General features: G+C 65.2%; 14 protein-coding genes. 3 read left to right on the top strand and 11 right to left on the bottom strand.

The genetic code is table 11. The annotated features are described in order from the left end of the window. Nucleotides 1-551 precede the first annotated feature (551 nt). The 3 genes from QM470_RS11695 to QM470_RS11705 all read right to left on the bottom strand — a co-directional run bounded on the left by QM470_RS11695 (nt 552) and on the right by QM470_RS11705 (nt 2,296). A complete protein-coding gene (locus tag QM470_RS11695; RefSeq protein WP_066539385.1) occupies nt 552-1,481 on the bottom strand; it encodes a segregation and condensation protein A in 930 nt (309 codons plus the stop codon). 95 nt (nt 1,482-1,576) lie between these two features. Continuing rightward, entirely contained in the window at nt 1,577-1,783 is a 207-nt protein-coding gene (locus tag QM470_RS11700; RefSeq protein WP_066539383.1) for a DUF3460 family protein, read from the bottom strand. Nucleotides 1,784-1,819: 36 nt separating this feature from the next. After that, on the bottom strand, nt 1,820-2,296 hold the full coding sequence (locus QM470_RS11705) for a hypothetical protein (RefSeq protein WP_283339403.1): 477 nt from the start codon (nt 2,294-2,296) through the stop codon (nt 1,820-1,822). Between the two features lie 147 nt (nt 2,297-2,443). Here QM470_RS11705 and bamE point away from each other — a divergent pair, with 147 nt between their 5' ends. The 3 genes from bamE (at nt 2,444) to QM470_RS11720 (ending at nt 5,246) form a co-directional block, all read left to right on the top strand. Then, on the top strand, nt 2,444-2,947 hold the full coding sequence (bamE, locus tag QM470_RS11710) for an outer membrane protein assembly factor BamE domain-containing protein (RefSeq protein WP_066539379.1): 504 nt from the start codon (nt 2,444-2,446) through the stop codon (nt 2,945-2,947). A 166-nt stretch (nt 2,948-3,113) separates the two neighbouring features. Then, complete coding sequence (locus tag QM470_RS11715) at nt 3,114-3,824, top strand: YitT family protein (RefSeq protein ID WP_283339404.1); 711 nt, start codon at nt 3,114-3,116, stop codon at nt 3,822-3,824. Nucleotides 3,825-4,112: 288 nt separating this feature from the next. Then, nucleotides 4,113-5,246: a sensor domain-containing diguanylate cyclase gene (locus QM470_RS11720; RefSeq protein WP_283339405.1), complete on the top strand. Its 1,134-nt coding sequence runs from the start codon at nt 4,113-4,115 to the stop codon at nt 5,244-5,246. 107 nt (nt 5,247-5,353) lie between these two features. Here the strand turns inward: QM470_RS11720 and soxZ are convergent, their stop codons facing one another. From soxZ to metG, 8 genes are all read right to left on the bottom strand, one after another. Beyond that, entirely contained in the window at nt 5,354-5,689 is a 336-nt protein-coding gene (gene soxZ, locus QM470_RS11725) for a thiosulfate oxidation carrier complex protein SoxZ (protein WP_283339406.1), read from the bottom strand. A gap of 14 nt (nt 5,690-5,703) precedes the next feature. Continuing rightward, entirely contained in the window at nt 5,704-6,198 is a 495-nt protein-coding gene (locus QM470_RS11730) for a thiosulfate oxidation carrier protein SoxY (RefSeq protein WP_283339407.1), read from the bottom strand. A 67-nt stretch (nt 6,199-6,265) separates the two neighbouring features. Then, nucleotides 6,266-7,606 carry an FAD-dependent oxidoreductase gene (locus tag QM470_RS11735; protein WP_066539371.1) on the bottom strand — a complete coding sequence of 447 codons (1,341 nt, stop codon included), beginning with the start codon at nt 7,604-7,606 and terminating at the stop codon, nt 6,266-6,268. Nucleotides 7,607-7,973: 367 nt separating this feature from the next. Then, nucleotides 7,974-9,032: a YeeE/YedE thiosulfate transporter family protein gene (locus QM470_RS11740; RefSeq protein WP_283339408.1), complete on the bottom strand. Its 1,059-nt coding sequence runs from the start codon at nt 9,030-9,032 to the stop codon at nt 7,974-7,976. Nucleotides 9,033-9,035: 3 nt separating this feature from the next. After that, a complete protein-coding gene (locus QM470_RS11745; RefSeq protein ID WP_283339409.1) occupies nt 9,036-10,313 on the bottom strand; it encodes an NAD(P)/FAD-dependent oxidoreductase in 1,278 nt (425 codons plus the stop codon). Further along, nucleotides 10,313-10,669, bottom strand: a complete 357-nt coding sequence (locus QM470_RS11750; RefSeq protein WP_283339410.1) for a c-type cytochrome — start codon at nt 10,667-10,669, stop codon at nt 10,313-10,315. Before QM470_RS11750 ends, QM470_RS11745 begins: the two co-directional genes overlap by 1 nt. A 376-nt stretch (nt 10,670-11,045) precedes the next feature. Beyond that, on the bottom strand, nt 11,046-11,342 hold the full coding sequence (locus QM470_RS11755; RefSeq protein ID WP_280013830.1) for a hypothetical protein: 297 nt from the start codon (nt 11,340-11,342) through the stop codon (nt 11,046-11,048). A 13-nt stretch (nt 11,343-11,355) separates the two neighbouring features. Then, nucleotides 11,356-13,425, bottom strand: a complete 2,070-nt coding sequence (metG, locus tag QM470_RS11760; RefSeq protein WP_280013831.1) for a methionine--tRNA ligase — start codon at nt 13,423-13,425, stop codon at nt 11,356-11,358. Nucleotides 13,426-13,430: the final 5 nt, after the last annotated feature.

Here is a 13,430-nt window from a genome sequence, read left to right on the forward strand (position 1 = left end):
TGGAAGAGGTGGCGTGCGGCATGGCGAAAGCTCCGGGTCGAACAGGGAATGCCGGGCATTGTGGGCATGCTGCAGTGGGTGCAAATTGCGCCAGATGGCGCTGGGCGGTCCGTGCGGCGCCAACGTGTTTTTTGGGGAGAGTTTGCGTGCGGTTGAAAGGGTGTTGATGCAAATTGCATGCAAGCTGGCTGCATCTTCGCGCAAATGGTGGTCAATTTTTCCTCTGTGGCCCATTGTGGCGCTGCCAAACAGGCCGGATTGGGCGGTGTTGCCGTTGTTTTCGCTGCGGAAATCGATCCCCCGGTTGATGGTTGCAAAAAGCGCCAGCGCTGTGACGGCCTTGGTGACCGGGTCTGGCGGCTTTGGGGAAGAAAAAAGCCGCTGCAATTCCGAGCGCCAGGCCCGGGTATGGCCTGCGCAGCAGGGTTGGGCGGTAGTGGCAATGGATTGGGCGCGGCGTCAGCAGATGCCGCAGGCGGGCTGGCTCTGGCCTCTGATTCCGCGCAGCGTGGCGGGAGGCGACACAGGGACCACGGAACGTGGAGGGGGACTCAGTCCGTCGAGTACACGCCTTCGTCGGCGTCCAGCGGGGCCAGCACGGGCTCGACAGGGCGATAGGCCAGGCGCACATAAATGGGTGCGTAGGCCTCTGCCTGGGTGATTTCGATCAGGGTTTCCTTGCCCAGCTCCAGCAGCGCGATAAAAGTCACCACCAGCACGGTGCTGCCTTTTTCGGGCACGAAGATGTCCTCGAACGGCACAAAGCGGCGGCCCTGCAACTGCTTGAGGATCTGGCTCATGTACTCGCGCACCGACAGTTCTTCGCGGGTGATGCGGTGGGCCTGGACCAGCTTGGTGCGTTTGAGGATGTCCTGCCAGGCGGCCTGCAGCTCGGAGACTTCCACATCCGGAAAGCGCGGCTGCAGGCTTTGCTCGATGTAGACCTGGGCCTTCAGAAAGTCGCGGCCATACTGCGGAATCTGGCCCAGCTGGGCGGCCGCGAGCTTGATCTGCTCGTACTCCAGCAGACGGCGCACCAGTTCGGCACGCGGGTCTTCGGCTTCTTCCTCGCCCTCTTTTTTCTTGGGCGGCAGCAGCATGCGCGACTTGATCTCGATGAGCATGGCAGCCATCAAGAGGTATTCGGCCGCCAGTTCCAGGTTGCGCGTGCGGATCTCGTCCACATAGCGCAGGTACTGGGCGGTGACATCCACCATGGGGATGTCGAGGATGTTGAAGTTCTGCTTGCGGATCAGATACAGCAACAAGTCCAGCGGGCCTTCAAAGGCCTCGAGGAAGACCTCCAGCGCATCCGGCGGGATGTAGAGGTCATTGGGCAGGTTGAACAGCGGCTCCCCGTACAGGCGTGCCAACGCCACCTGGTCCACCACGTCGGGCAGGCCGTCGGGCGACAGGGGCGTGAGTGCGGACGACGCGGCCAGCGCGTCGTTGTCACCGGCCTGGGAGGCGCGCTGCTTCATGGGTGCTGCAATTCAGAGAGCCGCGGGTGCGCACGGGGTGGCGCACACGGCCCGCAGGACTGTGCAGGGTACACAGCCGGGCAGACCGCCTGGGATCAGCTGGCGTTGGTCTGGTAGACGTAGGGCTTCTGGGCCACCTGGGCCTGGGCGGTGTCTGCCGCCACTTCATAGTTCACGTTCTTGTCCCACAGCAGGGCGCGACCGGCCAGCTGCTGGGATTCCAGCGCGGGGTTCTGCTTCTTCAGCTCGTTCAGGAACTGGGTGGTTTCGGATTGGTAGTCGGGACGGCGGAAGATGGACATGTGGGTAAACCTCTCAGAAGCGGGGATTTTAGCGGGTCAGGGGCGGATCGCCTGGCGAGCGTCGTCCAGGCTGTCCTGGGCGAAGGCCTTGCACTCCTCGGAGGCCAGAGGGTGCTGCAGCAGCTGCTCCAGCACGGCGGCGTAATCGGCCGGGCGCACCGGATTGGGGCCGCAGGGCAGATCCAGTCCCTCGGCGCGCACGGCGCGGTCCAGCCAGCCCATGACCTGCACGCTGGGCTGGCGCTGCAGCGAGGCCAGCAGTGCCGGGGTATAGGCGGCCAGCGGGTGTTCTTCGATCAGGCTGCCGAATGGGCCGGGGCCGCCGTAGTCCAGCGTGGGATAGGTTTCGATCAGCTGCAGGATCTGGGGCAGGAGTTGCTCCAGCGGCTGGGCGGCCAGCTGCTCCATGTGGTCGTACACGGGGTCGATCACCAGCCATTTGTTGTCCTGCTGCAGTGCCTGGGCGGCGCAGGCGTGGAAGTGGGCAAACAGATCGGGCAGGGAAGCAGACATGGGCGGATGGATACTCAGTGAAAGAACGTCATCATGCCCTGTTCGCCGGGCGGAACTGCCAAGGTGCTGCGCGCAGCGGGTCTGCAAGCCCGCTAGACTGGCGGGACTGTATGGTTGCAGTGCAGCATGATGGACAGGACAACGCCCATGAAATCTTTCTCGCGTATCGCAGGCATGCTGGCGGCCGTGGCGCTGGGCGCTGTGGGCCTGGTGGGCTGTGACCAGCACAAGATCGACAAGCTGGAAGAGGGGCTGTCCACCGAAGCCGATGTGCGTGCCGAATTCGGGGAGCCGGCCTATGTGTGGAACGAGTCCGACGGCTCGCGCACCTTTGAATACAACCGCCAGCCAGCCGGTCACCGCAACTACATGGTCACCATCGGTCCGGACGGCAAGATGAGCGCGCTGCGCCAGGTGCTGGCGCCGCACATGTTCGAAAAGATCCAGCCCGGCATGACGGACGAACAGGTCCGCCGCATGCTGGGCATGCCGGCCAAGCGCATGCGGTTTGCACTGAAGCAGGAGACGGATTGGGATTGGCAGTGGATCGACCCGCCCAACCGCGAGATGGTGTTCACGGTGACTTTCAGCGACGAAGGCCGGGTGATCCGCAGCGCTTCGGTGCAAAAACGCGCGTCAGGCGAGCACTGACCGCGGTGTGGCCCCGGATATGCGTGGTGATTGCACCACGGCATTGAATGGGGTTGCTGCATTGCAGCAAAATACGGGCTGAGCGACGTGCTTGCAGGCATCCATCTTGCAAGCGTTTTTTTGCCGGCGGCACAACTGCCGGTGCAACGTCGCAAAGGTCCATACCATGGCTCACACTGTCACTGCATCCACCTCCGCCCCCCTGGCGGCCGGCGTTTCTGCCGGCGCCGCCTCCAGCCCGGCTTCCGGCGCCAGCCCCCTCGCAGCGGCTGAACCTCCTTCCGGCCTACGCCACGGCACTTTCGAAGATGCCCAGGCCCTGTTCACCGGCTCCCTGTTCGTGGGCATCACCATGATGATGTTCTCCCAGGCCGGTCTGCTGACGGGCAGCACGGCCGGTCTGGCCTTTGTGCTGCACTACGCCACCGGCTGGCCGTTTGGTGCGATTTACTTCGCCATCAATATCCCGTTTTACTGGTTTTCCTGGAAGCATATCGGCCGGGTATTCACGATCAAAACATTTGTAAGTGTGGGCATACTTTCTTTGATTGTGGAGCTGGGACCCCGCTTCATTCATATCGATTATCTGCACCCGGTGTTTGCGGCCATCGCCGGCGGCCTGCTGATGGGCACCGGCATCCTGTTTCTGGCACGCCACCGCTCCAGCCTGGGCGGGGCCACCATTGCCTCGCTGTACCTGCAGGAACGCTATGGCATCCGCGCCGGGAAGGTGCAGATGGCCATCGACTGCACGGTGGTGATGCTGGCGCTGTGGGTGGTGCCGTGGGAGCGCGTGGCCTGGTCCGTGCTGGCGGCGGTGGTCATGGGCGTGTTTCTGGCGGTGAGCCACCGGCCAGGGCGCTATCGCGGCAACTAGTGGGAGGTTTTTCCTCCGTCCATCGATAAAAGGCCTCGCAAGAGGCCTTTTTTTGTATCCCTGCAATCACATGGAATGCACTCGGGAATTGATAACTGAACTGTATTGAAATCTGAGTTTCTATAATTAAAAGCTAATAAATAATAAAAGCGTCAGCGGGTGCCAAGCGCCGGCGCGCTTGGCACATCAACCGCAGCCGCAGGCCACCGTGCCACAGGGAGGAGACAGGTCGAGCCCATGCTTGATCGGCCCTGCAGCAGGTTGCACACCTTCCGTGGATCACACCGTATGGCCGCAAGTCACACCGCTGTTGCCCCGCGCGCCCATTGGGCGGTGCGCATGAACTGGAAAAACCGCAGCACCTCGTTCGCCTTGCTGGGCCTGGCCCTGGGCAGCCAGGTGCAGGCCCAGCACGGTGCGGTCTGGCTGTGGGGGCTGCTGGTGCTGCAATTTCTGGTCTATCCCCACCTGCTGTATGTGCGCGGCCTGTATGCCGACCACCCGCGCAAGGCCGAAGTGCAGCACATGCTGGCCGATGCGCTGTGTTTTGGTGCCTGGGCGGCGGTGCTGGACTTTTCGCTGTGGGTGAGCTTCATCCTGTTCGTGGGGGCCAGTGTCAATCTGCTGGCGTTCCGCAGCTGGTTGGGCTGGCTGGAGGCCCTGGTGGCCATGGCGGTGGGGGTGTTGCTGGTGGGTCTGGTGCGCCCGCTGCACTTTGTGCCCGACAGCAGCATGCTGACCACCGTGCTGTGCATGGCCACGCTGATGGCGTTTCTGGCGGTGTTTGCCCAGGACAGCTACCGGCGTGCCACCGTGCTGCACCAGCAGCGCAGCCAGTTGCGCAACAAGCTGGAAGAGATCCGTGCGCTCAAGGACCGCCTGACCGAGCAGGCCGAGCGCGACCCGCTGACCGGCCTGCTCAACCGCCGCATGCTGGAGGACAGCCTGCCGCGTCTGCTGGAGTCCTGTCGGGTGCGCCAGACCAGCCTGGCGCTGATGCTGCTGGACGTGGATTTTTTCAAGCAGACCAATGACCGCCACGGCCATGTGGCGGGCGACCAGTTGCTGCAGTCCCTGGCCCGCCACCTGCAGCATTCCTGCCGGTCGCAGGACATGGTGTTCCGTTACGGCGGGGACGAGTTCCTGGTGCTGTTTCCCGACACGCCGATCGAGGCCGCCTGGGAGCGTGCCCAGACGCTGCGCCAGGCATTTGCCGGCAGCCCGCGTCGGCTGGAGCGCCATACGGTGCATGCCACGCTGTCGTGCGGACTGGCGGCGTTTCCCGCCCATGCCGGTCAGGCCAAGGCCTTGATGGAGCGTGCGGACGATGCGCTCTATCGGGCCAAGGCCCTGGGGCGCAACCGCGTGGCAGTGTATGCCGCATGCCAGCCGGATGCGCGCACAGCCTGCACCGTGCTGTAAGCGCCAGGTCGCCGGCAACCGCCGCCGGTGGTGCCGCACAGGGACATGAAAAAGCCCCGCAGAGCGGGGCCGGGGGGCGTGCGCCTTGCATGGCACATGCTGTGGCGTCAGGCCACGGTGATGGCTTTTTCGGCTTTCAGTGCCTGGCCGCCTTCATCCTTCCAGTGGAAGTGCAGCGTGCCGCTCTGGCGGGCCAGGAAGGTGAATTCGATGTACGGGTTCTGGGCCACGGAGATGCCGGGCGCCCAGGCAAACAGCAGGGCATCGTCCAGCCGGGCCTCAAAGCGGTTGACGATGTTGCGCGGGCGCAGCTTGCCGGTGGCCGGGTCGGTGCGCAGGCCGCTTTCCATCACATGTTCGATCTGTGCGCGCACGCGCAGCACTTCGCCCTTTTTGGGGCTGGCATTGCTGACCCAGATGCGGGGGGGCTTGGAAGGGTTCATGGCGGTTCCTTGGCTCACATGCCGCAGCCGCTGGCGGCGACGGTGACGGCCTGCTTGGCCACCAGCACCTTGCCGCTTTTCATGCGGGCCAGGGCGTGGATGGTCTGTGTTTGCGACAGGCGCACGCGCACGGCGGCTTCGGCCGTGCCCGTCAGCGCGGTGAAGTGCAGGCGGCAGGTCAGCGGCGAGGGGTTGAGTTCGGCCAGCACGATGATTTCCTCGCACCAGTCCTGCTCGGTGATGGGGGCCGTGACCTTCACCTTGACCGGCACGGCGCTGGGGTTGTCGGCCAGGGCCGGCACATCCAGCTGCAGGCCGTCGGCCACGGGCGTGGCACTGCCTGTGAACTGGTCCACCTGTTTCTTGAATTCGGCCGGGTTGGGGGCCAGAGGGCCGACCAGCGGTGTCTTGGCGCCGGCCGCGCTGCTTTGCTGGGCCAGTGCGGCCACGGGCAGGGCCAGCGCTGCCGCGCCCAGTACCAGGCTTCTGCGGGAGGTGTGGTGAAGCATGAAGTCGGTCTACCTTTTTTGCTATCGGTCGCTATGCAGAACCCGGGCGGTATCCCGCCCGGAGGGCTTACACGCCCAGGAAGTCGCTGAACTTGCTGTTGATCCAGGCAAAGTCTTCCTTGACCAGATCGGGCGTGCGCACGTCCATGTCGATCTGGTGCTGGATCACATTGCCGCTGGCGGCATCCACTTCGTACTCGAACTTGACCGAGATTTCCTCCTGCGGATCCCCGTTGACCATCATGTAGCACAGGTTGTCCGGCAGCAGCGGCGTGACTTCCTTGCCGGCCACGCGCTGGGCAATGTTCTTGGCCACGATCTTGCCGATGTAGTTGGCCACGTGGCCGCTCTTGGGGTAGTGGCCGAACTGGGGCGAGATGGCGCCCATCAGGTCGCCCACAAAGTAGACGCGGTCGTCGGTCTTGGCATGGTAGAGGCGGTTGTGCATATCGGCCCAGCCGGTGGGCTTGCCGGTGGCCGGGTCCTTGCCGATCAGGTCGGCTTGCCAGACCATGTCGGCCGCCTGGTGCGGCGGCATCAGGATGGCATCGTCGAACTTGAATTCGCCGGCGGCAGTCTTGATCTTCTTGTTGAAGGGGTCGACCTCTTGCACACGCGCATTGGGCACGTGGGTGATGATGTCCGGATACAGCTCTTCGAAGGCCTGCTGGTAGCCCATGCTGATGGGGGCGATCTTGGGCTTGGGATCCAGGATCAGGATCTTGCCGGGGATCTTGTTCTTCTTGATGTGCCAGGCAATCAGGCAGGCTCGCTCGTAGGGCGAGGGCGGGCAGCGGTGCGGCGGCGGTGGCAGGGTCATCACCAGCGTGCCGCCCTTGAAGTTCTTGACCTTGCTCTTGAGCGACAGCATCTCCTGGTTGGGGATGTAGGCGTTGGGAAAGTGCGTGCGCGTGTATTCAATGGCGCGCTGGTCGTTGCCGAACCAGGCTTCGTAGTCGTTGCGGATACCGCCCGACAGGATCAGGAAGTCGTATTCGATCAGGCCATGGCTGGTACGCACCAGCTTCTGGTCGCGCTCGAATCCGGTCACCTCGGTCTGCAGCAGCGTGTAGCCGTACTTGTTGGCCGGGTGCAGCATGTCGCGGTTGACGAAATCGGTGTTCACGATGTCGATCAGCCACTTGTTGCTCATCGGGCCGGACCAGAAAGTCGCATTGCGCTCCAGCAGCACCACTTCGGATGTCGGCATCAGCTCGCGCAGGTAGCGCGCTGCTGTCATGCCGCCCCAGCCGCCGCCGCAGATCACGATGCGCGGGCCCTTGCCCTGGCGGGGCAGGATGCGCGACTGGGGTGTCAGGATGGCCGGTGCGGCCAGGGCCAGCGAAGGCGCTGCGATGGCGGCAGCCGCCATGACGGGCGGACGGGTCAGAAAGTGGCGACGTTGCATGTGGGGGGACCTTGCAAAAGAAAAAGAATGACGCAGGCAAAAAAGCAGCGCAGCAGCCTGGCAGCCAGACCGGTTCCAGGTGCCCAGGGAATACCACCCTTCGGAAGCGGGGTAGCAGCCAGGGGCCTGGCGGCGGCAGCCAGCACCGATGCGATCAGCGAAGGCGTCAGCAGGGGAATGTGGTCGGTGGGCGCAGGGTGGAACACCCTGGCAAGGCTGGGCAGGCAGACGGTATCCGGGGATCCGTCACAGCCGTCACGCGGCACATACAGCACTGTCTGATGCGCGGATTCTAGGACAGCGACCGGACGGCACCGCACCGCTGTGGTGCGCATGCCGCAGTGGTGTGACGTGAGAGTGTGCTCACTTATCGAAATGTGGCCGGAAGCAGGCGCAGTGCCAGCCAGGCGCCCAGCACAATCCCGACTGCGGCGGGCAGGCTGGCCACGGCCAGGGTGGACAGTCCGCTCAGGCCCTGACCGATGGAGCAGCCTGCTGCCAGCACCCCGCCCAGGCCCATCAAGGTGCCGCCCAGTGCCGACGCCGCCAGGCGTGGCGTGCTGTCAAACCCCTCCCACCGGGCGCTGCGGTCCAGCAGCGCGCCCGCTGCGGCGCCGGCCAGAATGCCGGCGGCCAGGGCAGGGCCCCAGCTGAAGTCGCGCCCCACGGCCAGCTGCAGGTAGAGCAGGCTTTCGGACACCGGCGCAATCAGGCTCAGCGAGGTGGTGGGCGTGGGCTCGAACGGGTCCACCCCCACATGGCTGCTGATCCACCAGCCGGCGGCCACCAGGGCGCCGATGGCCACGGCCCCCAGCCACTGCACCGGGCTGCGGCGCAGAGCGGGGTTCCACCATGCATAAGCCAGCAGCGCTGCCGCGGGCAGGGCGGTGCACACCGCCAGTGCTGCGGTGCTGTTCCCGCCCGCTGCGGACAGGAAGGCGGGCAGGGTGCTGTGTTCCAGCGCCACCGCACCCAGGTTCTGCCACCACTGGCGCAGCGGTGCCAGCACGCCGGTGAACGTGGCCTGGGCCGCCAGACCCAAAAACACCAGCGTGACCAGCGCGCGCAGATTGCCGCCTCCCAGCAGCACCAGGGCCCGCGCGCCACAGCTGCGTGCCAGCACCATGCCCACGCCGAACAGCGCACCGCCCAGCAGCACGCCGGGCAGCGAGAACTGCGTGCGCACGATGGGTGCCAGGCTCCAGTCCAGCTGGCCGGCCCAGACCAGGGCCTGGGTGCCCAGCAACGCCACCGCCAGGGCCAGGGCAAAAGCCTGCAGCGCCGGCGCGCTGCCGCGTGCGGTATCGCCATCCAGCCCCTGCGCCTGGCGCAGGCCGCGCAGCAGGCAGAAGCGGCTGAGCCGCGCGGCCAGACCGAAGGCGCAGCCCAGAGCGAATGCGGCAGCCAGCTGGGTGGTAGGCGGCATGGATCAGCGGTCCCAGATGTCGGTGCTGATGGCCTTGTACCAGGCCGAGCCGTAGTCGGCCTCGGCCTTGCGGAAGGCGGCATTGCCGTCCAGCGGGCTCACGCCGCCGGAGTTGGGCACTTCGATCAGCTTGCCTTCCTGGGCACGGTAGACCCCTGCCACGGAAATGCCGTAGTCGTTGCCGATCAGGCTGTAGCAGGTGTTGGCGTACGAGGCCGCAGGTACCGGCTGGCCGGTCAGCTCGGCGGCAATGGCCGCAGCGGCCACCTTGCCCTGGGTGTTGGCGGCAAAGCCCGATTTGGGCATGGGGGCCGCGATGGTGGCGTCGCCCAGCACGTAGACGTTCGGCACCTTGGAGGATTCGAACGACCCGGCCTTGACCGGCACCCAGCCGCTGGCGTCCGTCACCCCGGCGCGGTCGGCGATGAAGCCGGCTTTCTGGGGCGGGATGACGTTCAGCACATCGGCCTTGTGCTTGGTGCCGAAGGCGGTTTCCACTTCCAGGTTCCTGGCGTCCACACGGGTGACCTTGCCGTCGTCGGACTGCTTGACCCACTCGATCATGTCGCCGTACAGCGCCTTCCAGCCCTGGATGAACAGCCCTTGCTTGGAGAAGGCGTCCTTGTCGTCCAGCAGCAGGATCTTGCTCTTGGGTTTGTGCTGCTTGAGGTAGTGGGCCACCATGGCGGCGCGCTCGTAGGGGCCGGGCGGGCAGCGGAAGGGGTTGGCGGGGATCACCATCACAAACTTGCCGCCATCGGGCATGGCTTCCAGCTGCTTTTTCAGCAACTGGGTCTGCGGACCCGCTTTCCAGGCGTGGGGGGCCAGCTGCGAAGCCGCCTCGTCATAGCCTTCCACTGCATTCCAGCGCATGTCCACACCGGGCGAGAGCACCAGCTTGTCGTAAGAGAGGGCCTGGCCATTGGACAGCAGCACCCGGCGGGTGTCGGTCAACACATGGTCGGCACGGGCGTGGACCACGTGCACGCCGGCCTTGCGCAGGCCGTCATAGCTGTGGCCGATGCTCTCCCAGCTGCGCAGGCCGGCCAGGTACAGATTGGAGAAGGGGCAGGTGTAGAAACGTGCGGCAGGCTCCACCAGCGTGACACGCAGATGGGGAGCCAGCTGGCGCAGGTAGCGGGCGGCGGTGGCGCCACCAAAGCCGCCGCCGATCACCACCACATGGGCGGATGCGGCCTGGGCGCGGACGATGGACGGCAGGGCCAGACTGGTGACACCGGCTGCGGCACCGCCCAGCATTTGACGACGGTTGAATTGCATCACTTGCCCTCCTTGCTGAACCATGCGGCCAGCGCCTTGATCTGTTCGTCTTCGTAGCCCTTGGCCAGGCGGGTCATCACGGTGGCGTCCTGGGCGGTGCCGGCCTTGAAGGCCTGCAGGCGCTGCAGCAGATGGGCTTCGCCCACACCGCGCAGCTGCGGAATGCCGCCTGTGGAACGGCCGTCGGGGCCGTGGCAGTTGGCGCAGGTGGCTGCCAGCACCGCCACATCCTGGGCGCGCAGGGGGGCGGGAGCGTCGGTGGCGGCCTGGGCGTGGAAGGCCGCCGTCAGTGCCAGCACGGGCCAGAGCGCCTGGACAGCGCGGGGGGCTCGGGAAGAGCGAAATGCAAGAGGCATGGGGTCTCCTGAAGAGTCTGTGGGGCAAGGCCATCGCAGGCATCCGGCATCCTAGGGAAAAGCCTGGCTGCTTGGGCGTCCTGGCGACAGGGGGCGGCGCGGTGGCACTCCGGGTGCAGGCTTTCGCGGCCTTGTCGCCCGCCGCAAGCACAGCGGTGGGTGGGCGGATTCTAGGAACAGACGCAGCGGCACGGCGGCCAATAACGGAGCACTGTTACAGGAAGTTATTGGTTATTTATTTATGCCGCGGCAATGTGCTTGGCCGTGCCCGCGGGGCGCGCTGAATGCCTGGAACGGGAGAGCGACAGCTGCCCCATGGGGGCAGCGCAGCAAGCGGTTGGGATAGGACGACAGGGCGCGCAGGCGCGCTGCGGGATCACTGCGGCGCAGTAGATGCCGCAGAGGGCCCTGCGTCGCGGTAGTGCACGTTCACGCCGGAGGTGTCGGGCGGGTCGTCGTCCATCAGGGCATCGGCAGCCTTGCCCACGCCTTTGCCGACAATCTTGGCCGTGCCGATCGCCGCGTCGGCCGCCAGGCCCACGGCACCGGCCGTCACGCTGACGGCCGTGCCTGCCACGGCGATCACGGTGCAGCCGGACAGCGGCAGCAGTGCACAGAAAAAAGCCCCGGCGGCCAGGGGCCGCAGGGGCTGGGTGATGGGCGGAAAGCGCATCAGGCTTGGGGCATCAGCCGATGCGCATGCCCGGCTGGGCGCCCGGGAAGGGCTCCAGCACATAGATGCCGGGCACGGCCTTCTCGTCCGCGTGGCTGGCGGCCAGCACCATGCCTTCGCTGATGCCGAACTTCATCTTGCGCGGAGCCAGGTTGGCCACCAGCACCGTCAGCTTGCCTTCCAGCTGTTCCGGGCGGTACATGCTGGCGATGCCGCTGAACACATTGCGCATCTTGCCCTCGCCGGCGTCCAGCGTCAGCTGCAGCAGCTTGGTCGAGCCTTCCACGGCCTTGCACTCGACGATCTTGGCGATGCGCAGATCGATCTTGGCAAAGTCATCGATGGTGATGGTGGGCGCAATTTCTTCGCCACCGGGCTTCACCGCTTCCACCACGGGGGCTGCGGGCGGCTCGAACAGAGCGTCGAGCTGTTCCACCACCACGCGCTGCATCAGGTGTTCGTACTTGCCGATGCCATGGCCGGCGCCCAGCAAGCTGGCGGCATCGGCAAACTGCAGCGGCTGCACATTCAGGAAGGCTTCGACCTGCGTGGCCACGGCGGGCAGCATGGGCTTGAGGTAAATCGTCAGCAGGCGGAAGGCTTCGATGCAGGTGGTGCAGACATCCTGCAGACGGGCGTCCATGCCTTCCTGCTTGGCCAGTTCCCAGGGCTTGTTGGCATCCACGTAGCTGTTGACCTTGTCGCACAGCAGCATGATTTCACGGGCTGCACGGGCGGTGTCGCGGCCCTCGTAGGCTGCCACGATGGCGTCTTTCTGCTCGCGCAGCGCTGCCAGCAGGGTCTGGCCGTCTTCGCTGACCGCCCCCAGCTTGCCTTCGAAGCGCTTGCTGATGAAGCCGGCAGCACGCGAAGCGATGTTGACGTACTTGCCGATCAGGTCGGAGTTGACGCGCAGCATGAAGTCTTCGGGGTTGAAGTCGATGTCTTCGTTGCGGCCGTTGAGCTTGGCGCCCAGGTAGTAGCGCAGCCACTCGGGGTTCATCTTGAGGGCCAGGTACTTCATCGGATCCAGACCGGTGCCGCGGCTCTTGCTCATCTTTTCGCCGTTGTTGACGGTCATGAAGCCGTGCACGCAGATCCGGGTCGGCGTCTTGCGGCCGCTGAACTTCAGCATCGCAGGCCAGAACAGCGTGTGGAAGGTGATGATGTCCTTGCCGATGAAGTGGTACTGCTCCAGATCGGGGTCGGCCATGTAGGCGTCGTAGTCCTCGCCGCGGCGGTTCAGCAGTTCCTTGAGCGACGCCAGATAGCCCACGGGCGCGTCCAGCCACACATAGAAGTACTTGCCCGGTGCATCGGGGATCTCGATGCCGAAGTAGGGCGCGTCGCGGCTGATGTCCCAGTCGTCCAGGCCTTCGCTGGTCGAGCCATCGGGGTTGGTGCGCACGCCAAACCATTCCTTGATCTTGGCGGCCACTTCGGGCTGCACATGCTTGCCGTCCTGCGTCCATTCGGTCAGGAACTCGACGGCGCGCGGGTCGGACAGCTTGAAGAAGAAATGCTCCGAGGTCTTGAGCACTGGCGTGGCACCGGACAGGGCCGAGAACGGATTGATCAGGTCGGTCGGCGCGTAGACCGAGCTGCAGACTTCGCAGTTGTCACCGTACTGGTCCTTGGCGTGGCAGCGTGGGCATTCGCCCTTGATGAAACGGTCGGGCAGGAACATGTTCTTCTCGGGGTCGAAGAACTGTTCGATGGTGCGGGTCTCGATGAAGCCGGCCTGCTTCAGGTCGCGGTAGATCTGCTTAGACAGCTCGTGGTTTTCCGGGCTGTCAGTGTTGCTCCAGTTGTCGAAGGCGATGTGGAAGCCGTCGAGGTAGGGTTTGCGGCCGGCGGCGATGTCGGCCACAAACTGCTGGGGCGTCTTGCCGGCCTTTTCGGCGGCAATCATGATGGGGGCACCGTGGGCGTCATCGGCACCCACGAAGTTGACCGCATTGCCCTGCATTCGCTGCGCACGCACCCAGGTGTCGGCCTGGATGTATTCCATGATGTGGCCGATGTGGAAGTTGCCGTTGGCGTACGGCAGGGCGGTGGTGACGAATAACTTTCGTTGAGACATAGGGT

Origin of the sequence: Comamonas sp. 17RB, assembly GCF_030056555.1 — a bacterium.
In the GTDB taxonomy this organism is placed as follows: domain Bacteria; phylum Pseudomonadota; class Gammaproteobacteria; order Burkholderiales; family Burkholderiaceae_C; genus Comamonas; species Comamonas terrigena.